This window comes from Desulfobulbus propionicus DSM 2032, from assembly GCF_000186885.1.
Taxonomy (GTDB): Bacteria; Desulfobacterota; Desulfobulbia; order Desulfobulbales; family Desulfobulbaceae; genus Desulfobulbus; species Desulfobulbus propionicus.
In genome coordinates this window covers 2,577,594-2,603,494 of sequence record NC_014972.1, presented here as the reverse complement: position 1 = coordinate 2,603,494, position 25,901 = coordinate 2,577,594, and the positions used below count along the sequence as shown (strand labels likewise).

The window sequence follows — 25,901 nt, the reverse complement described above, 5'->3', positions numbered from 1 at the left end:
CGGCAGGAAATTCGCAAGGATGGAAACACGGATTTTTTCTTGACAACCAGGGCGAATTCTTCTATTTTCTGTCCCACTTTCCCGCCTGCTGGGGGATGGTCTAACGGCAAGACAGCGGACTCTGACTCCGCTTATCGGGGTTCGAATCCCTGTCCCCCAGCCAAGTAAATTCAAGCACTTATCGAGAAATCGGTAAGTGCTTTTTTTGTTTCTGGCGCATTTTGTACAAACCCTGTACAACTTTTTCACTCAAGTTTCGGAGTTACTCTAACTCGCCGTTATTAGGTTTGTACTGTGCGCCAATCTCTTTCCCGTTTGCAGTATATCAACGGCAAAGCCCATGACTGCATCAACAATGGCAAGCACTGCATCTTCGGCGATGATGCCGGCAGCCCTGGCTTTGTCTAAGGCCAGGCTGAGCAGCCGCTGCATGGCCTCAACCAAGCTCAGGTCCTGCTGCTCTTCGCTGCAGGCGTAAAAGAGCGAGCCAAGGGTGCGGGGATCGTCATGGCAGCGTTGCTCAAAAGCCAGGAAAACATAGCGACTCATGACAATGGTAACATGGCCGATGATACCGTCGAAATCCCGCAGTTGGGTCTCCCGCTCGAGGTTGAGGTAATGTTTCATCATCTTGAAAAATACCTCGATATCCCACCGTTTGCCGTAGATGCGGACGATTTCCTCATCCGCAAGGTCGACCTTGGTGGAGAGGATGGCCAGCCACTGGCGTTTATGACGATGACGGACAAACACGATCCTGACCTTCTGTTCCTTTTTGGCTTCCACCGCCACACTAGCCAGAATCCTGGCCTTACCCGGCCGCTTTTTCAATGCGGCAAACAACCTGCCCAACGTCAGCCATTGCCCTTGATGCCGGTAAAAAACCTTCGGCATATCCTTGCCCATGCAGATCACCGGCAGATGCTTGCCCAAGGTGGCGAGGAGGGCTGGGAAAGCAAACCAACTGTCCATCAGGAGGTAGTCGGCCCGGATACCCAGTGCCAGCGCCCGTTTCACCATGGATTCCAGGTGCTCGGTGGATTTGGCCATGGCCTCCATTCTGCGTTTGTAGCCGCAGCAGCGCTTATCCACCTCTTTTCTGATCCCCTGCAATCGCTTGCTCGCCTTGGCCGAGGAACAGAGAATGAAATCGAGCGGCAGGAAACTTACTCCATCCGACCAGCCCAGGGTCATGAGCTTGAACCCTTTCAAGCTGCGGTTGGCGTTGTGGTCATGCACCCAGGCGAGCAATTCGACCACTTTGGAGCGGGACCGGTCATAGGTGCTGTCATCGATGATCAGCACCTTCTCACGTTGCTCGCTGGTCAGTACGTCCATGAACCGAACCACCACGGTTACCAATCCCAGCAGAAATTTCCGCCAGTTATACCGGGGATTCTTCAAGAACTCGTAGGCGGCATCCTTCTGGAATCTCAGTTCCGGGTTGTTCACGATCCCGCGAGAGAAATTGACCCCGCTAAACGGCAAGGAGAAGATGGCGGCGAACACCGCCAGCGGTTTTGCCCCTCGCAATTTGCGGATGCCGCTGCCACCCAGCAGGGTGCCAACCTTGAAATCGTCCAGAAAGGAAGAAATCCGGTCATGCAGTCGTTTTGCCTCTTGTTGCTCCTGATAGTATTGGGTATGGTTCATCTGAGCCTTTTCTTTTTGATATCATTAGGTATTTTCGCAAATCCAATGTATCAGAAAGCAAAAGGCTTTTCACGTTAAAACGACACTATTTCAGGAGGTTGGCAGCCGATTTTTCTTTGGCGGTGCCAACCCCGAAACTTGAGGTCATAAGTGGCACATATCCTAGTTATTGATGACGATCCCCTTTTTCGCGATCTTCTTTTAGAAAACTGCTCCGTGCTTGGTTTCGAGGCGATTGGCGCGGCAAGCATCGAGGAAGGGAAAGCGCAACTTGCCGCACAGCCAATAGATCTCGTTTTTCTGGATGTCCGACTGCCTGATGGCAATGGCCTCGATGTCCTGCCCTCTATGAACAGGTTACCCTCGCCACCGGAGGTCATCATTGTTACCGGCATGGGAGACGCCAACGGTGCGGAGCTGGCCATCAAAAATGGTGCCTGGAATTATCTGCAAAAACCGCTGAACCGACAAGAAATCATCCTGCAAATCAAACGTGCCCTGGAATACCACGACAAAAAGCGACAATGCGCCAACAAGGTCATCCTCAATCGCGATGAAATCATCGGCACAAGTGCAAGCATTCTCTCTTGCCTCAACCAAGTCGCCCAGTGCTCGAACACCGATACCGGGGTTTTGATTACCGGTGAAACCGGCACGGGCAAGGAGTTGTTTGCCCACGCCATCCACACCAACAGTGCCCGCGCACATCAACCTTTTGTGGTGGTCGACTGTACCAACCTGCCCGACCAGTTAGTGGCCAGCCTCCTCTTTGGTCATGCCAAAGGTGCGTTCACCGGCGCCGACAGTGATCGGCAAGGCCTGATTGAACAGGCAGATGGCGGCACGCTTTTTCTTGATGAAATCGGCGAACTCTCTCTCGATTTGCAAAAAAGTCTGCTTCGTGTCCTCCAGGAACGAACATTCAGACCGGTGGGCAAGGTTCGTGAACAGAAAAGCGATTTCAGACTCATTGCCGCCACCAACCGGAACCTTGAGGCAATGGTGCAACAAGGGCAGTTCCGCCAGGATCTTTACTTTCGCCTCTCTGCCTTTACCATCCATTTGCCGCCGCTCCGGGAACGAGAGGCAGATATCGAAAAACTCGCGGTGAGTTTTGTCCTGGCAATTTGTCGGCACCACCATTTTTCGATCAAAGGCATCCTTCCCGAAACCCTGGAAATCCTGAAGGCCTATCCCTGGCCTGGCAACATTCGCGATCTTCGCAATGTGCTCGAAAAAGCGATCCTTTCCGATCCCTCCAATCCAGCGATCTACCCCGTTCACCTCCCTCCGGAAATTCGGCTGCATCACATTCGATCCATGGTGGAAAGCAGGCACGAACCCCACAATCACTTTCAACCGCCGCCCCCGCATTCGCCAAGAGGGACGATCCTTCCATACAAGGAATACCGCCGCCAGCAGCTTGACTTCATAGAAAAGCATTACCTGCAAAGCCTGTTGCAGGAAGCTGAGGGTGACATCAGCACCGCCTGCGCCATGGCCCAATTCAGCCGCTCCCACCTGTACAATCTCCTGAAGTTGCACTCCCTCTCCGTTGCGACGATGCCCGGTGCACGCACACCGGAACGCCTTTCCGATCCCGATCCGACCACCAAATAAATTGCCCACACTCTTCCCTGCGTTCCGCTTGCCACGTCTCCTGTTTCTGGACTACTGGACCACCACCTGTCCAGTTTTTCTAGAATTCCCGTTCTTCTGCACCGCACCCGCCCGCTCCAAACCCTGTAACTATTCAATATAGTAGCAAAAATAAAATACCACCAAAATGGTATGGATCTCGCTTTGCAGCACGCAATTGCAACAGGCCTGGCCCCATTTTCCTGAATCGCCCCAAGTAGGTCAGCCATGCGCAGCGCATGGCTTGCCGACCGATTACCGACCTGAGCTTTGAGAAGTTCGCTCGGGTCAATCCTGGCTGCAATGTTTTGGGTACAGAAATTAAAGACGCCGTGACCGAGTCCGGCTCAACAGAGTGCTTTTAGCAAGGAAACAGGCATGAGCAGTAACGAAGACAACGAACTCCTCGGCGCGTTCATCGAAGAGTCGGTTGAACATCTGGCCGATATCGAGGGCGACCTGCTCGCCATCGAACAGGGAGGGGCAGTGAATAACGAGGAACGGGTCAACAAGGTGTTCCGGGCGATCCATTCCATCAAGGGGGGCGCCGGTTTCATGGGTCTACATGTACTCCAGGATTTGGCCCATGCAGCGGAGAACGTGCTTGGTTTGATGCGTACCCGCAAGTTGACGCCCACCCAGGAGGTGATCAACGGACTGCTGCTGGCCACGGACAGGCTCAAGCAGCACCTGGCCAATATCTCCTGCAGCAACGAAATCGATATCAGCGCCCCTGTCGCCATCTTGAATGCCATTGCCGCCGGGGATCAGCCGGCCGCCACCTCCCCCCCCGAGGTGCGGCCGGCTGCCCCGGAGGCAATGGCCCCTCTCTCCACGGAGGGCGACATTCCGCCGCCAGACGATGGCATGGCCACCAGCAAAACGGAGACCAGTATCCGGGTGTCGGTGAGCCTGCTCGACCAGTTGATGACCTTGGCGGGCGAACTGGTGCTGTCGCGCAACCAACTGCTGCAAACCATCGGCTCCGGTGCGGCGCCCGAGGCCGAGGCGGTGGGTCAGCGTATTGACCTGGTGACCTCCGAGCTGCAAGGGGCGATCATGCTCACCCGGATGCAGCCTATTGGCAACGTCCTGGGCAAATTTCCACGGGTGGTGCGGGATCTGGCCAAGAAGCTGGGCAAAGAGGTGGAGCTCCACCTGGTCGGTAAAGAGGTGGAACTCGACAAGACCATCATCGAGGCGATCAGCGACCCGCTCACCCACCTGGTGCGCAACAGCATCGACCACGGCATCGAATCCCCTGGGGAACGCCAGGGATTGGGCAAGCCAAGCCACGGCACCCTGTTGCTCAAGGCCTATCATGCCGCCGGCCAGGTGGTGATCGAGATCAAGGACGACGGCCGGGGCCTCGACGGTGAACAGCTGGCGGCCACGGCAATGGCCAAGGGGCTGATCTCCGCCGACCAGGCCAAACTGATGTCGGCCAAGGAGAAGCTCAACCTCATCCTTCTGCCGGGCTTCTCCACCGCTGCTCTGGTCACCGACGTGTCCGGCCGCGGTGTGGGCATGGATGTGGTCAAGACCAACCTCGACCAACTGGGCGGGACTCTGGAGATCGACTCGGTGGTCGGCCAAGGCACCCGCATCGCCATCAAGCTGCCGTTGACCCTGGCCATCATCCCCAGCCAGATCATCATGACCGGAGAGGAGCGCTACGCCATCCCCCAAGCCAACCTGGAAGAACTGCTGCGCATCCCCGCTGCGCAGATCAAGGAGCGGATCGAGCGGGTGGGCGACGCCGAGGTCGTCCGCCTCCGGGGCACCCTGCTGCCGCTGATCCGCTTGTCCGATACCCTCGGAATCGAGCGGACCTATTACGACGAGGAAACCGGCACCACCCGCAGCGACCGCCGCCACAACATCGCCGACCGCCGCTCGCGGACCTCGCCACTGTTCGACCCCGCTGCAATAGTCGTCCGTGAGCCTGAAACGACACCGGAGCCACGGGGCACGGACCGACGGCAGAGCCCGTCCAGCGCCCTCAACATCGTGGTGGTCACCACCGGGGCGTTCCGCTACGGCCTCATCGTCGACCGCCTGCTCGACTCGGAAGAGATCGTCATCAAGCCGCTCGGTCGCCATCTCCAGGGCTGCCAAGGTTATGCCGGAGCCACCATCATGGGCGACGGCCGCATCGCCTTGATCCTCGACATCGCCGACCTGGCCCGCATGGCCCGGCTGACCTCGCTGGAGGGCTCGCGGAGGTCCGGCGAACTGGCGCGGGAAACCCTGCTCAAGCGCCAAGACCGGCAGGCCCTGCTCACCTTCCGCAGCGCCCAGGAAGAACAGTTCGCCGTGCCCTTGAGCCTGGTGGAACGAGTCGAAAAAATCAACCGCTCCCAAATCGAAGCCATCGGCAGCCGCCGGGTGATGCAGTACCGGGGCGGCAGCCTGCCACTGCTCAGTGTCGACGAGGTGGCCACGGTGCTGCCCCTGGCCGACCAAGACAATCTGCTGGTCATCGTCTTTCGTCTCAAGGGCAAGGACATCGGTCTACTGGCCAGCGGTCCGGTGGATGCCATCGAGGTCTCGGCCGAGATTGACGCGGTCACCCTCCGACAGACCGGCATCATGGGTTCGGCCATCATCGGTGGCACCACCACCATGCTGGTCGACATCTTCGAGCTGGTGGAAACACTCCATCCCGATTGGTTCGGGGATGCGGCTGCCTGCGGCGGCGAGGATGTGGACCAGGTGCTCATCGTCGACGATTCCGAGTTCTTCCGCAACCTGGTGCGCAGCTATCTGGAGCAGGCCGGCTTCCCGGTCGTGGAGGCGGTCGATGGCCTCGATGCCTGGCAGGTGCTGGAGAGCAACCACGAGACCATCGGCCTGGTGGTCACCGATATCGAGATGCCCAACCTGGACGGCTTCGAGTTGACCCAAAGGATCAAACATTCCTCGCGCTTTGCTCATCTGCCGGTTATCGCCCTGACCACCCTGGCCGCCGAGGAGGACATTGCCCGGGGCAAGGCTGCCGGGGTCGAAGAATACCACATCAAACTGGACCGGGAACGGTTGGTGGAGGGCGTCTGCCGCTGCCTCCGAACCACGGTCGCCGCCTGAATCCCGAGGAGCAAGGAGCACGCATGAACCCATCGCCCCCCCAGGAAAACCGCGTCGAACTGGCCACCTTTCAGGTAGGCGAAGCCCTCTGCGGAATGGCAATTCACCAGATCCAGGAGATCAACAAACTCAGCCAGCTCACCCGGGTGCCCCAGGCCCCGGCCGACGTGCTCGGCATCCTCAACCTGCGGGGCCAGATCGTCACCGTGCTCGACCTGGCCCGACGCCTGGGGCTGGGCTCCACCGAGCCGGATTCCCTGTGCCGGGTGATCATCGTCAACAGCGCCGGCAACAAGGTCGGTATCCTCGTGCACAGGATCAGTGACGTGGTCAGCGTCGAGCAGACGGAGAAGGCCCCCCCGCCCGCCAACATGCGTGGCATCCAGGGCCGTTTTTTCACCGGCGTCTACAAACGCGAGCACAACCTTATCGGCCTGCTCGACATCGACAAGGTGCTCAGCCTCGATGACAACTGACCCGCATGACAAGACCAGATGGTCTGTCAACAACCAACCGTGAAAGGTCGGCGCAGTGGCAATGAGACGATTGCAGGGCGGGAGCGTCGACACCACAACCGCCTACCGATTGGGCGGCTGTCAACTCAGGGGAAAAAGAGGGTTCGCCCTTTTTTATTGATGAAGACGGGAGCGCGGTCATCAACAGGCCAGTCCCAAACTACCTACAAAGGAGTGGAATAATGTTAAATAATCTGAAGATCGGAACGCGGCTGAGTTGCGGCTTTGCCGTCCTGCTGGTGTTGATGGTGCTAGTGGGTGGCTATGCTATCAAAGAAATTCACGAATTGAACGATGGCATACATCTGCTGGTCAACGACCGGATGGTCAAGGTCGAGCAGGCCAATCGATTGATCGACAACATCAATATCGTCGCCCGGGCCGTGCGCAACCTCCTGCTCATCGATAACGACCACAATCGTGCGGATATGGAACTCCAGCGGATCGCCGAGGCCCGCAAGATGGCCGGCGGCATTTTGGAGGAGTTCGACAAAACCCTCAAGCATGAGCAAGCACAGGCAATGTTGAAGAAAATGGCCACTGACATCCGGCCGGTCTTCTCCCGCCACCTCGAAACCTTGCTTGATCTGGTGAAGAACGATCGAGACCAGGAGGCCAAGACCCTGCTGATGGGCGATTTCCGTCAAATCCAGGCGGAATACTTAAAAACATTGGATGAATTCAATAAGTTCGTGACCGATCTGGCCCAAAAAGCAGGCCAGGAGGCCGGAAGTAATGCCAGCAACGCCGTACGGGTTATTTCGATCATCCTGGTCGCCGCCCTGGGCCTCAGCGTGTTGCTCGCCTTCCTGCTCGTTCGCTCGATCACCGTGCCGATACGCAAGGCCGCAGCCCTGGCCGAGGTTATGGCCCAGGGAGATTTCACCAACACCATGGTTACCGACCAGAAGGACGAAATCGGCCAGATGGCCAAATCGGTCAACAGCATGGCCACCCAAGTGGCGGGGATGATACGCAACATCATCGCCGGTGTCGATCAGTTGAGCGCCGCCTCCAACGACATGGCGGCGGTGTCGCGCCAACTGTCTTCCGCCGCCAAGGACACCTCCGACAAGGCCGCTACCGTGGCCGCCGCCACAGAGGAGATGAGCACCAACATGCAGTCGGTCTCGGCCGCCATGGAGCAGTCGACCAGCAACGTCAACATGGTGGCCTCCTCCACCGAGGAGATGACCTCCACCGTGGGCGAGATCGCGCAAAGCGCGGAAAAGGCGCGCGCCATCACCGAGGGCGCGGTCACCCAATCGCGGCAGACGTCGGCGAAGATGAACGCCTTGGGCGAATCGGCGCGCAAGATCGGCCGGGTGACCGAAACCATCACCGAGATTTCCGAGCAAACCAATCTGTTGGCTTTGAACGCCACCATCGAGGCGGCCCGGGCCGGTGAGGCGGGCAAGGGCTTTGCGGTGGTGGCCAACGAGATCAAGGAACTGGCCCGCCAGACCGCCGAGGCCACCATCGATATCAAAAACCAGATCAGTGACATGCAGGCCACAACCGCCACCACGGTGGAGGATATCGAGAAGATCTCCACGGTTATTGCCGAGATAAACAATGTGATCAATGGTATCGCCACGGCAGTGGAAGAGCAGTCCGCCGCCACCGGTGAGATCGCCGGCAACATCGCCCAGGCGTCCCAAGGCATTGCCGAAGTCAACGAAAATGTAGCCCAAAGCACGGTGGTGATTACCGATATCACCCGCGACATCGCCGGCATCAACCAGCAATCGGCCCAGGTCGGCGAGGGCAGCGGTCAGGTGCAAAACAATGCCCAGGGTCTGGCGCAATTGGCCGCCCAGTTGGAACAACTGGTCAAGCAGTTCAAGGTGTAAGTACAAGGCGGCAGCCCTCTGGAAAACAGCCACGAGGTTGTTTTCCAGGGGGGGGGCGGCATGAAGCCTGTCAACGACCTATGACATTTGATAGTATTGATGCAAAGCACGGTGATTGCTCCACCGGTGAGCGATGGGGGTACTGAACATGCTGATCGAGATCATCCCGACTCCAACCGAATACCCCCATGCCCCCGAATCGACCTCAGTTGAAACAACGATTTTTGCCAACAGCGATTGCTCCACATAAAATTCCGGCCCCATGCAAACCGTGCCTCCTCTTTTTTCAGGAAAAGCCATGCCGCAACCGCTCCCGCCCTTTGACCAATTGATACCCATCCACAGGCTGCAATCGGCTCTGCGCCGGTTCAGCGCCTCCATCCACATGGATTGTTGCCTCATCGATCCGCATGGTGAGATTGTTTTTGCAACGGATGTCCCCTGTCGCTCCACCATGCAGGGGGCACCCTGCTCGGTCCTTTCGTTGCGGAGCTGCCTGGCGGCCAACCCGGTTCTAGCGCCCCAGCCTTCTTCATGGGAAAAAACCACGATCCAGACCTGCGACAATGGCCTCAGTGCCCTCGGATCCCCTCTCGTGGTCGACGATCTCTACCTGGGGAGCATTGTTATCGGCATGTTCTCCCGATGTGCCGCAGATACCGAGTCATGGGCGGAAGACAAAGGGGGCCGTCAAAAGGAAGCGATTGGTGCAATCAATGACCTGACCCCAGCTCAAGTGATCAGCGATGAGGCCCTGGCCGGATTGACCGATCGGCTGGAAATCATGGCCGAGCTGCTGGCGGAGATGGGGCGTCTTGCTCTCCAGGAGCGACAGACCGCCCAAAAGCTGCACAAGAGCGAGCAGCGGTATCAGCACTTGCTCGATTCCTTTCCTGTGGTGGTCTATGAAATTGACCGTGATGGCCGCGTGGTGTCGGCGAACAAAACCGCCCTGCGCCATTTTAACCGCACTGCGGCGGAGCTTGACCAGGGCATCGATTTTTTCTCCCTGGCGCCGCCGCAGTTACACCCCAAGATCAAGCAACGTCTGCAACTGATGTTCAAGGGCCAGCAACTGGAACCAACGGAGTATCCCCTGATCGGCAAAGACGGAGCCAGGGGCGCAGCTTTGGTCTACTCCCAGCCGATTTCAGTGGATGACGAGGTTGTCGGTGTCCGGAGCGTCTATATTGACATCTCCGAACGAAAGGCCATCGAAGAGCGACTCCTGTCCAGTGAACAGCGCTATCGGGCGTTGTTTGAAAGCGCCAGCGATGCCATTCTCCTCTTGGCCGGAGGCGTGGTCATCGAATGCAATGATGAGGCCCTGCGCCTGTTTCAGCGATCAAGGCAGGATGTGCTCGGCGTGGGGTTTGCGGCCTTGTCGCCACCCACGCAAAGGGACGGTCAACCATCGGTTTCAAGAACAGAACAATGGATTGCCGCCGCCAAGCAGCAGAGCCGTCAATGTTTTGATTGGGACATTCTCCTCCCCGATAGCAGTGTGCTGGAAACCGAGGTCTCTTTCAATGGTTTCGAGCTGGCGGGCGCGCCCCATTTGCTCGTGCTGCTGCGCGATATGACCGAACGCAACCAAAACAGACGCGCCTTGGAAGAACGGGAATCGGCTTGGCGGGCGATTTTTGAACACGCCCCCTATGGCATTGTCATCAACCGCCTCCGTGATGGGGTCTACCTGGATGCCAATCCGGCGTATGAACAGTTGAGCGGTGGCAGACGGCGGGACGATATTTTGGGTAAGACGCCCGAGGATTTCATCCCCTCTTCCCAGCACCAAAAAATCCAGGAGAACATGGCGCTGTTGCTGGCAACGGGAAGTCTCCACAATCAGGAGGCTATAGGCAGTTCACCGGATGGATCGGAACGCCATATCCTCTATTCGTCAGCCGTGTTCCACGCAGGAGGTGAACCCTGCGCGGTCAGCATGCTCATCGACATCACTGAACGAAAAAAAATGGAGGAGCAACTGCGGCGCAACGAGAATGTGTTGAGCAGCCTCTTCCAGGCGGTGCCAGTGGGGCTGGTGATCCTCAGGGAGCGCCGATTCCAGGTGGTCAACGAACAGATGACCACCATCACCGGGTATGCCGCGGTTGATCTGCTCAACCGCTCCTCCCGCCTTCTGTACGAAACCGAGGAAGAATTTGTCCGGGTAGGGCGAGCTCTCTACGATACGCTTTGGCAGCGGGGCAACAGCTATGTTGAAACCCAGTTCAAGCGGCAGGATGGTTCCCTGCGCCACGTCTCCCTGTTTGCCGCTCCGCTCGACCGGAACAATCCGGAGGCCGGGGCGGCTGTGGCGATTCAGGATATCAGCGAACGGGTGGCCATGCTGCAATCGCTGCGGGACAGTGAACAGCGATTTCGGCAAACCGCCGAACTTAGCGGCCAACTGATCTACGATTACGATGTGACTTCCGGTGCCATCTTCTGGTCCGGCCGCATCAAGGAGATCACCGGTTATTCAGCGGAAGAGTTCAACAGCCACGGGTTTACTGGCTGGGTCGACTGCATCCATCCCGATGATCGAGCCACGACCCTTGGTCTGATAGAGATCGCCCGCCGTGATCGGTCACTGTATTCAGCCACCTATCGCTTCCGCAAGGCGGACCAGACCTATTATCAGGTATACGAAGAGGGCGCCTATCTCTACGATGAGCAGGGTGCGGCGGTTCGTATGCTGGGCACGTTGAAGGATGTCACCGCCCAGAAAGCCGCGGAAGAGGCCTTGCGTCGGAGCGAGGCGCGGCTGGCTCACGCCTTTTCCGCCACCACCGACGCCATCTGGGAGCGCTATCCCAAGACCACACGCACCTATTACAGCCCCCGCTGGTACGAAATACTCGGATATGACGACGGGGAACTGCCCATGACCGCCGACAGCTGGACCCGTCTCTGTCATCCCGAAGACTATCCTGCGGCCGCCGAAACCCTCAGACAGTTGTTGTCCTCACCGGACAATGCTCAACATGTGGCGGAGTACAGGATGCGCCACCGCGATGGCCATTGGGTGTGGATCGCCAGCCGGGGCAAGGTGGTGGAACGGGATAAAGACGGCAACCCTCTCCTGATCACCGGCATCAATAGCGACATCACCAATCGAAAATTGGCCGAGTTCGCGCTCAGGGAGAGTGAACGACGTTATCGAACTCTGTTTGAAGCGGGCAGCGACGCTATTCTCATCCTCAAGGAGGACGTGGTTGTCGATTGCAACCTCAAGACCCTGGAGATGTTCAGGGGAACTCGCGACCAGCTCGTTGGCTTGTCGCCGCAGTTCTTCTCCCCGGCGCTCCAGCCGGACGGTCGAACCTTTGCCGAACACGGCATGGGCTACATCCACGAGGCACTGCAAGGGCGGCCCCAGCAATTCGAATGGGTGCAAGCACGGCTCGATGGCGACTTGTTCTATTCGGATATGCGCATGAGCGCGGTTGACCTCTCGGGCGAGACCTGCCTGCAGTGCATTGTCCGCGACATTACCGAATGGAAGCAAACGGAATCTGCCTTGCGAGAGAGTGAATTCCGCTTCCGTTCCTTTTTCAACACCAACCCGGAAGGCATCCTGCTCGTCAACTTCCACGGGACGATTCTGGACGCCAACCGCTCGTTCTTGCGTGAGAGTGGTTACTCGCATGAGGAAATGGTCCAGAAACATTTCAGGAAATTTGTCCCCTCCGCGGACCAGGCCCGGATCGTCGAGGCCATCCTCGCCTTCAAGTCGGGGATTGCCCAGGATCAGCCGATCCGCTTTTCCTACACGACCAAGAACGGCACCCTCGTGCCGGTGACGGCCAAGGGCTGGCTGGTGGTCGACGAGCAAAGCAACCCGATGTACATCGGGGTTTTTATCCACAACTTGAGCAAGGAACTGGCCCTGGCCGAAGAAAAGGCTGCCCTCGAAAAACAGGTGATCCATGCCCAGCGGAGCGAGGCCATCGGGACGCTGGCCGGTGGAATCGCCCATGATTTCAATAACATTTTAGGCGGAATCATCGGTTACACCGAACTGGCCCTCTACCGGGCCGATTCGGCCATGGATGCCAAACTTCGCGACAACCTGCAAAGGGTGCTGGAGGGGGGTAACCGGGCTAAGAATCTGGTGCAACAGATCCTGCGCTTCAGCCGCCACACCGCCACGGTCATGGAGCCCTTCGACCTTGTGCCGGTTATTGAAGAATCCATCCAACTGCTCAGTTCGACCCTGCCGAGCACCATCACCATCCGGCACCAACTGGAGCGGGTTCCAGGTCGTATTCTTGGTGACTCCACCCAGATCCATCAGGTGGTGATGAACCTGGCCACCAATGCCCTGCATGCGATGCGGGAGAAGGGCGGCCAACTGACCATCAATGTAAAAAAAGTGTTTCTCGATGCTCCCCGCCAGTTTTTCTCCATGACCATTGCCGCTGGCGAGTACATCCAACTCCAGGTGATCGATACCGGTTGCGGCATGTCCCCGGCGGTACGGGAACGAATCTTCGAGCCCTATTTCACCACCAAAAACGTCAATGAAGGCACCGGACTGGGCATGGCGGTGGTCTTGGGGATCATCAAGAGCCATCAGGGATTGATCGAGGTCGAATCCGCCATCGGTGCGGGTACGCGGTTTGATATCTATCTGCCCCTGACCCAAGAAAACGCCGCGATAAACGGCGGCACACCGCCTCCGCTCCCCATGGGCAAGGGCGAGCATGTGCTGTTGGTTGATGACGAGGCCTTCTTCCTGGAGGTTATCCAAGAGAGTTTACAGCTCCTTGGCTATCATGTAACCGCCAGCCTGAGCAGTATGGCTGCTCTGCGCATGTTCGCCGACGCACCCCGCGATTATGATCTATTGATTACCGATCAAACCATGCCGGAGATGACCGGCGTGCAACTTGTCCGCGAGATCAGACAAATCGATAAAAACCTACCGATCATCCTCTGCACCGGATACAGCGAAATCGTCAGTGAACAGTCGGCAACCTACTACGGCATCAATCAATTTCTCATGAAACCCGTCAATACCAGCGACTTGGCCCAGGCTGTGGCCGCAGTGCTGCCTCCTCGTCGAACAATCCTGGTGTAATATTGTGGCACACAACGAGGGATGGTTGTCTAACATGGTGAAAAAATAACATTTCGCTGTTGAGATGGGGCAAGTTCCAGGGTCAATCGACCCCGGCGAAGGGCCGCATTTGGGTGTCGCAGACACCGCCCACCCGGACTGAGGTCCTTTTTTCCTCTCCCTGGCATTGTTCACCACGCTCAGCGATCCGGCATTGCAGTTCCAGGGGTTTGCCGGAGTTGACCCAGGAGGGTGTTTTGCGGTAGCGGCCGATCTCGTCGAACCGGCAGCCGCCCGGAATGCCGTAAGGGACGCATCGGGACGAGCTCTCCTTGAGGGAAACGCGCCGGCCGTCGACGACGAAGCCCGGATAGTTGTCGACAATCCTGACGAGATCTTTGGCCGGCGTTTCCTGCACCATGAAACTGTGGAAGAAATACCCGCCTGCTGCCGCCTGGTCCACCTGAATACGGGTGCCGGCAATCAGGGCGTAATGGCTGCCATTACGGGCCACGGCTCCGGACATGTATTCGACCCGGTTGTGCCGGGGAAAGCACTTGCCCATGGCCGGGGCATGGTAATAGTGACGCAGCTCTTTCAGATCGGTGAGCGCATTGTTGGGAAAGACCGCCGCCAGATCCCGATCGTCGCCAAACAGGATCCGCTGCACGTCGGGCAGATTCTGGGCATACATGCTTTGCAGTTTGCGGTAATTGCGGGCGCTGTCGCTACTCCCCGCAGCCAGGTCGTCGCGAAGGTAGCAGGAGGTCAGCCCGGACACCTGGGTCAGGTATTCGTCCCAGATGTTGTATTGGGAAACCATGGAGGAAACCCCCTGAAAATCCCCTGGCGCCGCGCAGCCGTGGCGTTTGGTGCACAACTCGCGCCCACGGTTGCGGATCGAGAGGGCGATGATATTGCGTTCGCAGGCCCCATAGGCATTGCAACCGCGTTCCAGGTGCCCCTCGAAGATGGCGGTCCGCAGGGTGTAGTCCAGATGCTTGGCGCGCTGAAGGGCCTCGGCCGGCCAGCGCCCCTGCTGTTCGCGGATGAAACGTTCCCAGGCCGCTTCCAGGGCGGTGCGGCGGTTGATCAGACGTTGATTGACGCCGGCGCAGGCCGTTGAGCTGTGGAAGGCGCGTACGATTCGATCCAATTCTCCCTGGGGAGGAATGGCGGCGGTGCCGGGTTGCGCCGGGCGGGGAGGATCGAACAGGGGCGGCTTGTCCATGGGATAAATGGTGCGCACATCCATCACATAGCGGATCCCGGCATCGCAGTGATGGTCGGCCACGGTCATGGACTGGCGCTTTCTGGAAACATTCTTGAAATGCGCCGTCGAGGCGGGCGTGGCGGTGCGGGCGTTGACCACCACCTCGAAGCCTACATAGGGAATGCCCTCGCGGTCGGTGAGTGGTCCATTGGCATCGACCACCAGGCAGGGCACCACTGAACTTCCCTGGGCCAGGGAGCCTGCCGGTGTCGAGGGCCCTGTTCTGCGAAAGGTTTCGATGTCGTAGTAGGGGATGTCGAGCGGACCGTTGAATCGATACAAGGTCATGACCGGCGTGGCCGGAATGTCTGCCCGGACGATTGACGAAAAAAAGAGTATGAGTGCGAGCGCGATACATGCCTGTCTCATGCCGTATGTCCTCCTGTTGCGGTTGTGGGTGCCCTGATGTTTGCGGGGGGCTGGGGCAGCGATGGTGCACGACCGGGAATGCCGCATGTGTCGGTGCCGAACCCGTATGCTCGTGCGCCACGGCCTGCTGCCACCTGAAAAGACGCGATTTCTTGCCGGCAGCAGATGAATGGGGCGAAAGGTAAAATTTTTGCCGCGAAAAAGCGAGGAGAGTTTGCCAAGCCCCATTCGTCGCGCGGGAGTTGGTCATGGTGGAGCAAGAGGGAGCCGGAACAGGGCGGCCGGCCGCGGTTTTTGCATCAACCGTGATGGTTTTTCCCGCCAGGGGTTGTTGCTGCCGATCCAGGGTGTTTCCTTTCGGCAATACGTTGAAATTCTGTGAGCATTCTTCTATGCTCATTGAGCGTGCGGCAAGGAGACATCAGGCCGGAAAACGTGTCCGGTTCAACCCTCGCCAGATCAAGGAACCTGGCGCAGGCAAAAACAGAGAGGTGCGCCATGCATGACGTTCGACACATTCTTGTCCCGGTGGATTTGCAGCAGCACACCGAGCGATTGGTGGAGTTTGCTCTTCGGATAGCGGATAAACTGGGGGCACAGGTGACCATTGCCCATGTGGTGGAAGAGGTGGAATACCGTTCGGATTACGATTCCGCCTCCTTTGAGGAATTCGAGGCGCGAATCCGTGCGGAAGCGGAACGAAAGATGGCCGCGGTTCTCAAACAATGCCCGCGCTCCTCTCCTCAATGTACGGGAACGTTGCTATTTGGTCGGGCGGCGGACTGCATCGTGGCCTTTGCCAGGGACAATGCTGTCGACATGATCATCATGGCGACGCATGGGGCCAAGGGTATTGAGAAGATCCTGCTTGGCAGCGTTGCAGACAGGGTGCTGAAACGGGCCCATTGTCCGACACTGGTCTTCAATCCCTATCGCGGTGAACAGGGCTACCAGGTCACTTTGAACCCGGAAAACAGCCGGTGATGGCACCCGGTTGCACTTTTCTCCGTGCAGGATGAAGGGTTGACGAAATTCACGCCGGGAACACTCGACATGACCGCATGCTATCACTTTCATGGCGACCTCGTCACCCTGCTGCGACGGCGTTGGCGGACCACCCAGCCGATTGTCCAGCCGGTCAGCCGCGCGGCCTCGATCAAGGATGTGATCGAATCCTTCGGGGTGCCGCATACCGAGGTTGAACGGATCGCCTGCGATGGACAACCGACGGATTTTTCCCATCTGGTGCGGGCCGGCCAGCATTTTGACATCCATCCGATAACCGCCCCCTGGGACGTGACCCGGCCAACCCCGCTGCGGCCCGAGCCCTTGACGGGCATCCGGTTCATCGTTGACGGCAATGTCGGCCGGCTGGGCCGCTATCTGCGGATGGCCGGATTCGACACGCTCTACGATCCGCGATGGGACAGCAAAACCCTGCTGGGGTGCCTGGGCGAACAGCCTCGCATCGTCCTGACCCGCGATCTGGATCTGTTGAAACGCAAACAGGTGGTGTTTGGCCGGTACATCCGCGCCGACAAGCCTGTCGGGCAGCTGCGGGAAGTGCTTGCCTTGTTCGGCCTCGGCAGGTGGCCGCGGCCCTTTGCCCGTTGCCTCGACTGCAACACCCCGCTTGAGCCGGTGGACAAACAACGGATTGTCCATCGCCTCGAACCCCTCACCCGGCGCTACTTCGAGCGATTCACCTTTTGTCCGCACTGCGACAAGATTTACTGGGCCGGCAGTCATGTCGAGCGCATGAAGGCGGATCTGGCAGTTCCCGACAGCATGGCTGACCAATAAACCTGGCGACGCGATCGCCGATCCCCGGGCCTATTTGCCCTGCCGCCGCTCCACCGCCTGACAGGCGCGGCGGAAAGCCAGCAGGGCTTGCTGCGCCTGGCCGAGCACCGTGCCTTTCGGGTAGACACCGTTGCGGTTGGCCTGGCCGGCGATCACCCCGGTGAGCAGTTCCAGCCCTTCGTCGACATGCTCGGCCGTGTGGATGTGGAACAGGCCCTGGCTCACGGCATCGACCACGCACTGGTCGAGCATCAGGTGGCGGCGGTTGCGCCAGGGGATCAATACCCCCTGGCTGCCGTCAAGTCCGGCACTGGCGCAGATGCGAAAATACCCCTCGATTTTTTCGTTAATGCCGCCCACGGGCAACACCTCACCGTGCTGGTTGAGGGCGCCGGTGACCGCTATGCCCTGTCTGAGGGGCAGGCCGGACAGGGAGGAGAGCAGGGCATACAGTTCGGCGCAGGAGGCGGAGTCGCCCTCGACGCCGCTGTATTCCTGCTCGAAGACGATGGAGGCGTTGAAGGTCAGGGGAGCGTTACGGGCAAACAGGGCCGCCAGGTAGTTGTGGAGGATGAACACGCCCTTGTCGTGGATCGGGCCGGACATCTCCACCTCGCGCTCGATGTTGATCAGGCCGTCCTCGCCGGCGTAGGTGCGGGCGGTGACGCGGGTGGGAAAGCCGAAACGGTGATCGCCCAGATCGACCACGCTCAGACCGTTGAGCTGGCCGATCCGCTCGCCCCGTACAGTGATCAGCACCTCGCCCTCGGCAATGGCTTCCCGCATCCGCTGCTCGGGATAATCGTGGCGCAGGATGCGCGCCGCCAGGGCCGCATCCACATCCGCCGCCTCGACCAGGCCACCATTCCGCTGCTGGCACAGGGTTGCACTCTCCATGATCAGGGCCTCGGCATGGCCGAAGATGGCGCTTTGCCGTGAACGATCCTCGGCCTGACGATGACCGTGTTCCAGCAGTCGGGCCACGGCGGCGGCGGTGAAATGGGGCAGGCCGCGTTGGCGGCAGACGTGGGCCACAAAGACCGCCGATGCGCGGTGCGTATGGTCGGCGGCAGTGAACCGATCGGCGAAATCCACCTTGACCCGGAATCGGCGGGCAAACTCGGGATCGCCCTCCTGGAGGGCGTAATAGAGGGGCCGGGAACCGATAAGGACAATTTTCACATCGATATCCACCGACTCGGGCTCCAGGGAAACCGCGGCGATCGGGGCAAAGGCGGTGCCCGGCTCCTCGATTTGCAATCGGCCACTGCGGAGAAAGCGCCGCAGTTTTTCCCATACCAGGCCATCGGCCAGCAGGTCGCGCAGATGGAGCATGAGAAAACCGCCATGGGCCTTGAGCAGGCTGCCGGCGCGGATGCGGGAAAAATCGGTCACCAGCACCTCGTTTTCCGATTGGTATTCAATGCTGCCGAACAGCGAGCGGAACAGGGGGTTGTCCTCGACGATCACAGGCGCCCCGTGCATGCCCCCGTTGTCCACGATCAGGTTGACCCGGTAGCGGGAGAGCACGGCGTTCAGCGCTTCCTTGCGCAGGTCATCCTCGGTTTCCAAGGGCTTGAACAGTTCCAGGTTGTCGAGGATATCGGTGCTGACCTGGTCGAGGGAGGCATCGAGCTTGTCCGTGTCGGCCGTTTCCACATCGAGGCCGGCGCGTATCGCTCCAATTGCCCGCTCCAGCAACGGCTTGACGGTCTGACGGCGCAGTGCGGCCAGGGCGTCATGCATTTGCCGCTCCAGCGGGCGGGTTTGCTCGAAATAACGGTTGATCTCGGCCAGCAGTTCCTGTTCCGCCTGGTTGATCGCCGCGCGCTGCTCCTTGGGCAGCGCCAGCATTTCCTCCTCGGTCATGGCGTGTCCCTTCTTGCCGCGCAAGGTGAACAACATTTGGCCGGATTCCTGGCGGAGGGTGAAATTGCGGGCTTCGCCGAAGGCCTCGAGGGCGGTGAACGCCTTGCTTTCCTCCTCCTTGTAGGCTTTTTCGATCCGCTCGCTTTCCATCCTGAAGTCCGGCCCATCGAGCTGCTGGGGGATCTCGGTGATCAAGGCCTTGACCATCCGGGCCATCGACTGGCGCAGCAGGCGACCCTGGCCGGCGGGCAGGCGCAGGGCGTGGGGCCGCTCCGGCGCGTCGAAGTTGTGCAGATAACACAGGTCCGGCGGTGTGGGCCGGTTGGCGGCCGCTGTGTGCATCGCCTGTTTGAGCAGCGAGGACCGGCCGCTGCCCACCTCGCCGAGGACAAACAGGTTGTAGTCCGCCTGCCGCATGTCCAGGCCGAATCGGGCGGCGATTTCGGCCCGCTCCTGACCGATCCACGGCACGGTGTGGTCCGCCAGTTCGGAGGTGTCGGTAAATCCCAGGGTTTCGGGGGCGATGGTGAGGCGCAGTTCGCTGGCGGTCAGGCGGGTTATCGGCATGGGCGGGTTGCGGGATGCTAGAGGAACGGGATGGGTTTGGGCCGGAAAGCCGCGCGCGCCAAAAGGCCGGCGCGCGATCGTCTTGATCCTGCTGGCAGGTTGCTGAGCGCCACGCACCCTTCCGCATCACGGCTGAGTCCGGTCTTTGTCGAAATGGTAGGTACAAAACGGCTGGTTGGAAGTCAACCGCTTTTCATGGCTTCCAGGGCAGGGAAAATGGTGCCTCCAACCAGGCGCGGTGATGGTACGGGAGGATGCGGGCAAGCTAGCGGGTTGCCGGGTTGATGTTGCCGTGGCACGAGCAGTCACGGCAGCGGCCGCAGCAGCCTTTTTTCTTTTTCTCGTAAACGATCACCCGTCCCTTGTCCGGGCTGATGTCGAGGCCCTTGATGCCGGTCAGGTACATCTTTTCCCGTGGCAGGTCCAACAGTTGAAGATAATGGGCGAAAACGCTGCGGGACCCGGGGGTGACGGCGGTCACCTTGGCGGTGTGGATGAAGATATTGCCCGTGCCCCGATAGATGCGGGCGATGGTGCTGGGGAGCTCCGCCGCGATTTCCGGAGTAAAGTGGCCATGCAGGTTGACGTGCAGGTTGCCGTTGCGTTGATCGGTGTGAATGGGGTGGGTGATTTCCATGCGGTGTACTCCTTGTGCGCTTGATCGTTGGGATGGTTATTGAACGATTTGGTTGAGCCCCCTGGCCAGCGCCGACAGCCCGGCGCCGCGCATGAGGACAAAGGGTTTCTGGTAACGTTTGCACATTTTCTTGACGCAGTTGCAGGCGTCGTGACTGACGCAGTCAATGGGGCAGAGCACGGCGTCGGCGGTGCTCAGCAGTTTGGGCAGCAGGTTGCGCGAGGCCTCCTTGCCGCCGTCATGATGGAGAAAGCGACCGCCGAACTGTTCGACCAGTTGGCGGTAATGGGGAACCAGTTTGTGCAGCCCGCCGACATAGAGCACGGTCTTGCCGCAGAGATTCGGCCCTGGACATTTGCTGGTGTTGTGGTCGGCGCAGTGGAGGCAGGGATCGGGTTCGCGGCTCAGCTGCCGGAATAGCAGGCCTTCCAGCGAGGCGATTTCCCGCGCCTGTTCGGCCGCATGGTGTTCCAGCCGGCTGTTGTGTTCCTCCAGCTCGCGCAGCCGGTCGTTGGCTGATGTGAACTGTTGCCGGGCAGTGTCCAACTGCTCGTTCAGCGCATCGATTTGGCCGCAGAGTCCGTTGTTGTGTTGGCGTAGGTCGGCGATCAGCTGCTGATCCGCCTGGTTCGCGTCCCGCTGCTCCTGGGTGCGGACATTGTCGGCAAGTACGGCGAGCTGCCGGCGCAGTGCGCTGATTGCCTCGCCCAGCTGCCGCTTTTCCCGGCGGAATAACTGCCGCTCCGAGCCGATCACCTCCTCCAGCATGTCGACCTTGGCACGCAGGGCGGTGATCGTTGTCCGGCCTCTGTGGCCATTGATGGCGCGCTCATGGCTCAGCATGTGAAGATCGCCGTACAGCTTGGCCGTCAGTCGCGCCGAGACATGCGGATGGGTCATGATCGCCCACCAGGCGCTGTCCACCCGGCCTTCGGCCATATCCTCGTCCCAGAGGGTCTTGATGGCCTCGTCGTCGGCAACCCGCAGGTATTTCTTGCTCGCGGCCCGGTATTTTTTTTCCAGGTATTTGTGTAAAGCTTTGCCTTGCACGTCCTCCTGGTCGGATATCCTGATGAAATGGGCGTGGAGCTGGTAATCGTCGGCGTCGGGTTCAGCCGCGAACAGACGATCGCGGGCTAGTTTGCGCAATTCATTGCGGCTCAGGCAGGTGCCGATCAGGGCACATTTGTAGCAGCTGTCGATATGCCAGATTTTTTTGCGGTGCGTGGCGCGGACACTTGATGCAGTCGCTTCCATGATAACAACCTCCAGGAGTAGGGCGTACCTTCATTCATGGGATCACGGATGGGGCATTGGCACAACGGGTGCGACAGGCAAGCCGGTCGCCGCGACGGATGGACCGGTGCTTGTGCGCGAACCGTGTTGAGGGTAGATTGTATATTTATACGACCTTATAGTTTTAGATAAAACTAAATTTAGAGTTTTATGCCTTAACGGAGGTCTGTTGTCAAGTGTCATTTAGAGTTACCTAAAAAAATAAAGGGCCGTTTGGGTCCCCTGCTGTAATCAGCAAAAAAAGAGCCGACGGAGGGGCAAGGACGCTGCAAGACGCCATCGTGCCTCAAGGTTCGCTACCGCAGGATTGATCGCGTGATGCGTGCGTTGTATCGATGTGGCGGGAGGGGTTTTCCGTGACTGGGCAAAAAGTTGTGGCGGGAAAGCGAAGATACGCTTCGTTTTTGTCGAGGAATACGGTAAGGTTGAGCGACACAGTCACACCGGAGGCGCAGCGCTGCCGGTCGGCCGTCTGATCAGTGGACCTTGCAATGGAAAACGAGCCTGCCATTACCCTCATCACCGACCCCGCTTTTTGCCGGCACGATACCGGCGGCGGTGATCATCCGGAAGCGCCCGAGCGGATGCAGGTGATCACTGACCGGCTCATGCAGGGACACCTGGCCGGGCGCATCCGCACCTTCGCCCCCCGTCCGGCCACCCGTGCCCAACTGCTGACCTTCCATACCGAGGGCTGGTTGTTTCGCTTCGAGGAGGCGGTGCTCTCCGGTCGCACCTATATCGACCATCCCGACAATCAAGTGGGCTACGAATCCTTTGACATCGCCACCCTGTCCGCTGGTGCCGGCCTGGTCGGGGTGGACAGGATCGAGCGCCAGCCGGGAACGGTGGTCTTCTGCCAGACCCGGCCACCGGGCCATCACGCCGAACCCAACCAGCCCTATGGATTCTGTTTTTTCAACAACTGCGTGATCGCCGCCCGTTACTGGCAGCAGGAGTACAGCCGCCGCCGGGTGTGCGTGTTCGATTTCGACGCCCACCACGGCAACGGCATCCAGACCGCTTTCGAGCAAGAGGCGGACACCGCCTATATATCGATTCACGAGCATCCCAGCTTCAGCTATCCCGGAACCGGCTGGGCCGAGGACAAGGGGGTCGGTCCCGGCAAGGGCACCATCCTCAATCTGCCGTTGCCCCCCGGCGCCGGCGCGGAGCAAGTACTGCGTCTTTTTCCCAAGATCAGAAATTTTCTCGACACCATCCGGCCCGATGCCCTGATCGTCGGCGCCGGATTCGACGCCCACCGCCAGGACGACATGTCGGGCCTGGCCTTCACCGTCGATCTCTATCGGCGGCTGGGCAACTTTGTGACGGAACTCGCCCGCGACTACACCCAAGGGCGCGTGCTCTCGATCCTTGAGGGCGGATATTTTCTTGAAAAACTTGGTGTTTGCGTTGAAGCCTATTTGTCCGGGCTTGTGGAGACCGATGAATGAGTGCACACAGCAATAAAACCAGGGGAGTATATCGATGTTCATCCACGATCACATGACACCGTCACCGGTCACGGTTACTCCGGAGCAGACCGTGGCCGAGGCGATCGACATCCTGCAACGCTACAATATCCGCCACCTGCCGGTGGTCGATGAACAGGGCGTGCTTCAGGGGATTCTTTCCGACCGCGACCTGCGTTCGGCCCGGCCTTCCACCGTGGCCCAGAGCAAAGAACGGGGAACGGTCGAGGAAAAGGTCAACAAAACACCAGTTTCCGTGCTGATGACCCGCGATTGCCTCTTCCTTGTCCCCCATGCCACCCTGGACGACGCCCTGCTGCTGTTCCAGTCGCGCAAGATCGGCGCCCTGCCGGTGGTCAACGAGGAGGAAAAGGTGGTCGGGGTCTTCACCACCGCCGACCTGATGAACGCCTACCGCGACCTGTTCGGCCTGGGTGCCAAGGGATCGGTGTTGGTCTCGATTGAGGACAATCAGGACCCGCAGGCCCTGAGCAAGCTGGTGCGGATCATGGAGGAAAAGCAGGTCCAGTTTACCCGCCTGGTGCGGGCCGAAGGCACCGACAAGCGCCGGGCCATGATCTATCTGCGCATCAATACCTACAACGTCCGTTCGGTGCATAAAGCCTTGGAAGCCGACGGCTTTGTGGTCCACGTCCCCCAGAAAACCCCATGAACGAGGTGGCCATGCTCGATAGACTGTTTTCCCCGGAGTCGATCGCGGTGATCGGCGCTTCCAAGACCGTGGGCAAGGTCGGCTACGACACGGTGAGCAATCTGGTCAAGAGTGGTTTTCCCGGCCCGATCGCGCCGGTCAACTCGGCCGGGGGCGAACTGTTTGGCCTCAAGGTCTACCCCACCATCGCCGACTATCCCCACCCCGTGGATTTGGTGGTGATCGCGGTCCCGGCGGAGATGGTTCCGGCCGCTGCCCGCGAGGCGGTCAAGAAAAAGGCCGGCGCCATCGTGGTGGTGGCCTCGGGATTCAAGGAAACCGGACCCCACGGGCGGAAGCTGGAGGAAGAGCTGACCGAGATCTGCCGCAGGGGCGGGGTGCGGCTCCTGGGCCCCAACTGCTTGGGCATCATCAACACGGCCATCAAACTGAACGCTTCCTTTTCCAAACGCATTCCCCAGCGCGGCCATCTGGCCATCTTCTCCCAATCCGGGGCCCTGTGCACCGCCATGATGGACATCGCCGACGAGCGCGAGCTCGGGGTGTCGAAATCGATCTCCATCGGCAACAAGGCGGACATCACCGAGGTCGATGTGCTCGCCGCCCTGGCCCAGGACGATGAAACCAAGGTCATTGTCGGTTATCTGGAAGACATCAGCGACGGCGACAAGTTCGTCAAGGCAGCCCAGGAAGCCAGCAGCCGCAAACCGGTGGTGATCCTCAAGGCCGGCACCACCGTGGCCGGCACCAAGGCCGCGGCCAATCACACCGGCGTGCTCGCCGGCAAGGACACCGCCTACGGCGCGGCCTTCAAACGGGCCGGCATCTGCCGGGCCGACAGTTTCGAGGCCCTGTTCGACTATGCCACCGCGCTCGCCCTGCAGCCCACGCCTCGGGGTGACCGGGTGCTGGTTATCACCAACTCGGGCGGTTCCGGCACCATGGCCGCCGACGCGGTGGAGAAATCCGGCCTGAGCGTCACCCGGCTGAGCGATTCGCTGGTGGCACGGTTGCGGGCGGAGCTGCCGCCGGCCGCCTTCATCGACAACCCGATCGACATCTCTGCCGACGCCGAACCGCGCCACTATGCCGCCGCCATCGACAGCGCCGTGGCCGACGACTCCATCGACGCCATCCTGGTGGTGCTGGCGCCCCAGTACATGACTCAGCCGGCGGCCACGGTCAGGGCCATTGTCGCCCACATGGACGAAACCACCCCGGTGCTCGCCTCCTTCCTCGGCGGGTCGGACGTCATGCCTTCGCGCAAGGAACTGGCCGCGGCCGGACTGCCCTTCTACGACTCGCCCGAACGGGCCGTGGGTGCGCTCAAGGCCATGCACGAGTATGGCGAATGGAAACGACGGCCGGCTCGCCATGTGGTCCGTTTCCCGGTTAACCGCCGCCGGGTGGAGCGGATCATCACCCGCCGCCAGCGCACCGGCCGGCTCCGGCTGGGCGAGGTCAAGTCCAAGGACATTCTCAAGGCCTACGGCTTCCGCATCATGGAGGGCCGGTTGACCACCAGCCTCGAGGAGGCGGTGGAGATAGCCCGTTTCATCGGCTTTCCGGTGGCGATGAAGATCGTCTCGCCCAGTATCGTCCACAAGTCGGATCTGGGCGGGGTGCGGCTCAACATCGGCTCCAGCCAGGAGGTGGCCGACGCCTTTGACCTGATGATGCTGCGCATCAACAAGCACGCGCCCAACGCCATTGTCGAGGGTGTCTATGTGGAGAAGATGGCCGAGAAGGGCCTGGAGGTGATCATCGGTATGACCCGCGACCCCCAGTTCGGGCCGATGCTGATGTTCGGTCTGGGCGGCATCTTCGTCGAGGTGATGAAGGATGTCACCTTCCACCTGGCGCCGATCACCGAGAACGAGGCCATCCAGATGCTCAAGTCGACCCGCTCCTACGAGCTGCTCGAGGGCAAGCGCGGCCTCAAGGAGGTGGACATCAGCGCCATTGCCGTGTCTCTGCAACGGATCAGCCAGCTGACCACCGATTTTCCCCAGATCGTCGAACTGGACATCAATCCCCTGATTGTCGGCGAGATCGGCAACGAACCGGTGGTGGCCGACGCCCGTATGACCTTTGCCCGGCCGTTGGCCGGTCTCTAACCCGGCCC

16 protein-coding genes and 1 tRNA gene are annotated in these 25,901 nt (G+C 59.8%); 11 read left to right on the top strand and 6 right to left on the bottom strand.

What is annotated here, in order from left to right; translation table 11 throughout:
* Positions 1-89 precede the first annotated feature (89 nt).
* Positions 90-163 (top strand) — tRNA-Gln (locus DESPR_RS11395).
* A 104-nt stretch (positions 164-267) separates the two neighbouring features.
* On the opposite strand, the gene DESPR_RS11390 is transcribed toward DESPR_RS11395, so the two are convergent.
* Complete coding sequence (locus DESPR_RS11390; protein WP_015724963.1) at positions 268-1,653, bottom strand: IS4 family transposase; 1,386 nt, start codon at positions 1,651-1,653, stop codon at positions 268-270.
* A gap of 150 nt (positions 1,654-1,803) precedes the next feature.
* Between DESPR_RS11390 and DESPR_RS11385 the strand changes: the two genes are divergently transcribed.
* From DESPR_RS11385 to DESPR_RS11370, 4 genes are all read left to right on the top strand, one after another.
* A complete protein-coding gene (locus DESPR_RS11385) occupies positions 1,804-3,273 on the top strand; it encodes a sigma-54-dependent transcriptional regulator (RefSeq protein ID WP_015724962.1) in 1,470 nt (489 codons plus the stop codon).
* A gap of 396 nt (positions 3,274-3,669) precedes the next feature.
* Positions 3,670-6,378 (top strand): hybrid sensor histidine kinase/response regulator, encoded by a 2,709-nt coding sequence (locus tag DESPR_RS11380; RefSeq protein WP_015724961.1) that lies wholly within the window; start codon positions 3,670-3,672, stop codon positions 6,376-6,378.
* A 23-nt stretch (positions 6,379-6,401) separates the two neighbouring features.
* The gene (locus DESPR_RS11375) at positions 6,402-6,854 is read left to right on the top strand and encodes a chemotaxis protein CheW (RefSeq protein WP_015724960.1); all 453 of its coding nucleotides are present in this window, start codon (positions 6,402-6,404) and stop codon (positions 6,852-6,854) included.
* Positions 6,855-7,075: 221 nt separating this feature from the next.
* Positions 7,076-8,746, top strand: coding sequence for a methyl-accepting chemotaxis protein (locus DESPR_RS11370; RefSeq protein WP_015724959.1), 1,671 nt, complete (start codon positions 7,076-7,078; stop codon positions 8,744-8,746).
* 78 nt (positions 8,747-8,824) lie between these two features.
* Here DESPR_RS11370 and DESPR_RS11365 read toward each other — a convergent pair whose 3' ends face one another.
* Complete coding sequence (locus tag DESPR_RS11365; protein WP_169701598.1) at positions 8,825-9,046, bottom strand: hypothetical protein; 222 nt, start codon at positions 9,044-9,046, stop codon at positions 8,825-8,827.
* On the opposite strand from DESPR_RS11365, the gene DESPR_RS11360 reads away from it, so the two are divergent.
* Complete coding sequence (locus tag DESPR_RS11360; protein ID WP_015724958.1) at positions 9,045-13,835, top strand: PAS domain S-box protein; 4,791 nt, start codon at positions 9,045-9,047, stop codon at positions 13,833-13,835. The genes DESPR_RS11365 and DESPR_RS11360 overlap by 2 nt on opposite strands.
* An 82-nt stretch (positions 13,836-13,917) precedes the next feature.
* On the opposite strand, the gene DESPR_RS11355 is transcribed toward DESPR_RS11360, so the two are convergent.
* Entirely contained in the window at positions 13,918-15,456 is a 1,539-nt protein-coding gene (locus DESPR_RS11355; RefSeq protein WP_015724957.1) for a hypothetical protein, read from the bottom strand.
* Between the two features lie 498 nt (positions 15,457-15,954).
* Between DESPR_RS11355 and DESPR_RS11350 the strand changes: the two genes are divergently transcribed.
* Entirely contained in the window at positions 15,955-16,440 is a 486-nt protein-coding gene (locus DESPR_RS11350; RefSeq protein WP_015724956.1) for a universal stress protein, read from the top strand.
* A 39-nt stretch (positions 16,441-16,479) separates the two neighbouring features.
* Complete coding sequence (locus DESPR_RS11345; RefSeq protein ID WP_169701597.1) at positions 16,480-17,259, top strand: Mut7-C RNAse domain-containing protein; 780 nt, start codon at positions 16,480-16,482, stop codon at positions 17,257-17,259.
* Positions 17,260-17,289: 30 nt separating this feature from the next.
* On the opposite strand, the gene DESPR_RS11340 is transcribed toward DESPR_RS11345, so the two are convergent.
* The 3 genes from DESPR_RS11340 to DESPR_RS11330 all read right to left on the bottom strand — a co-directional run bounded on the left by DESPR_RS11340 (position 17,290) and on the right by DESPR_RS11330 (position 21,589).
* Positions 17,290-19,695: a Lon protease family protein gene (locus DESPR_RS11340; RefSeq protein WP_015724954.1), complete on the bottom strand. Its 2,406-nt coding sequence runs from the start codon at positions 19,693-19,695 to the stop codon at positions 17,290-17,292.
* Between the two features lie 265 nt (positions 19,696-19,960).
* A complete protein-coding gene (locus DESPR_RS11335; protein WP_015724953.1) occupies positions 19,961-20,332 on the bottom strand; it encodes a hypothetical protein in 372 nt (123 codons plus the stop codon).
* A gap of 36 nt (positions 20,333-20,368) precedes the next feature.
* On the bottom strand, positions 20,369-21,589 hold the full coding sequence (locus DESPR_RS11330; RefSeq protein ID WP_015724952.1) for a DUF2325 domain-containing protein: 1,221 nt from the start codon (positions 21,587-21,589) through the stop codon (positions 20,369-20,371).
* Between the two features lie 530 nt (positions 21,590-22,119).
* On the opposite strand from DESPR_RS11330, the gene DESPR_RS11325 reads away from it, so the two are divergent.
* From DESPR_RS11325 to DESPR_RS11315, 3 genes are read left to right on the top strand one after another with little or no spacing between them, the layout of a single operon-like run.
* Positions 22,120-23,085: a histone deacetylase family protein gene (locus DESPR_RS11325; RefSeq protein WP_015724951.1), complete on the top strand. Its 966-nt coding sequence runs from the start codon at positions 22,120-22,122 to the stop codon at positions 23,083-23,085.
* Between the two features lie 34 nt (positions 23,086-23,119).
* On the top strand, positions 23,120-23,776 hold the full coding sequence (locus DESPR_RS11320; protein WP_015724950.1) for a CBS domain-containing protein: 657 nt from the start codon (positions 23,120-23,122) through the stop codon (positions 23,774-23,776).
* A gap of 11 nt (positions 23,777-23,787) precedes the next feature.
* Positions 23,788-25,893 carry an acetate--CoA ligase family protein gene (locus DESPR_RS11315; RefSeq protein ID WP_015724949.1) on the top strand — a complete coding sequence of 702 codons (2,106 nt, stop codon included), beginning with the start codon at positions 23,788-23,790 and terminating at the stop codon, positions 25,891-25,893.
* Positions 25,894-25,901: the final 8 nt, after the last annotated feature.

Coding starts and splice junctions, on each gene's coding strand:
- DESPR_RS11350 (WP_015724956.1), top strand. CDS start 15,955: ATGCATGACGTTCGACACATTCTTGTCCCGGTGGATTTGCAGCAGCAC.
- DESPR_RS11335 (WP_015724953.1), bottom strand. CDS start 20,332: ATGGAAATCACCCACCCCATTCACACCGATCAACGCAACGGCAACCTG.
- DESPR_RS11360 (WP_015724958.1), top strand. CDS start 9,045: ATGCCGCAACCGCTCCCGCCCTTTGACCAATTGATACCCATCCACAGG.
- DESPR_RS11320 (WP_015724950.1), top strand. CDS start 23,120: ATGTTCATCCACGATCACATGACACCGTCACCGGTCACGGTTACTCCG.
- DESPR_RS11315 (WP_015724949.1), top strand. CDS start 23,788: ATGCTCGATAGACTGTTTTCCCCGGAGTCGATCGCGGTGATCGGCGCT.
- DESPR_RS11340 (WP_015724954.1), bottom strand. CDS start 19,695: ATGCCGATAACCCGCCTGACCGCCAGCGAACTGCGCCTCACCATCGCC.
- DESPR_RS11375 (WP_015724960.1), top strand. CDS start 6,402: ATGAACCCATCGCCCCCCCAGGAAAACCGCGTCGAACTGGCCACCTTT.
- DESPR_RS11330 (WP_015724952.1), bottom strand. CDS start 21,589: ATGGAAGCGACTGCATCAAGTGTCCGCGCCACGCACCGCAAAAAAATC.
- DESPR_RS11355 (WP_015724957.1), bottom strand. CDS start 15,456: ATGAGACAGGCATGTATCGCGCTCGCACTCATACTCTTTTTTTCGTCA.
- DESPR_RS11365 (WP_169701598.1), bottom strand. CDS start 9,046: ATGGCTTTTCCTGAAAAAAGAGGAGGCACGGTTTGCATGGGGCCGGAA.
- DESPR_RS11380 (WP_015724961.1), top strand. CDS start 3,670: ATGAGCAGTAACGAAGACAACGAACTCCTCGGCGCGTTCATCGAAGAG.
- DESPR_RS11390 (WP_015724963.1), bottom strand. CDS start 1,653: ATGAACCATACCCAATACTATCAGGAGCAACAAGAGGCAAAACGACTG.
- DESPR_RS11370 (WP_015724959.1), top strand. CDS start 7,076: ATGTTAAATAATCTGAAGATCGGAACGCGGCTGAGTTGCGGCTTTGCC.
- DESPR_RS11325 (WP_015724951.1), top strand. CDS start 22,120: ATGGAAAACGAGCCTGCCATTACCCTCATCACCGACCCCGCTTTTTGC.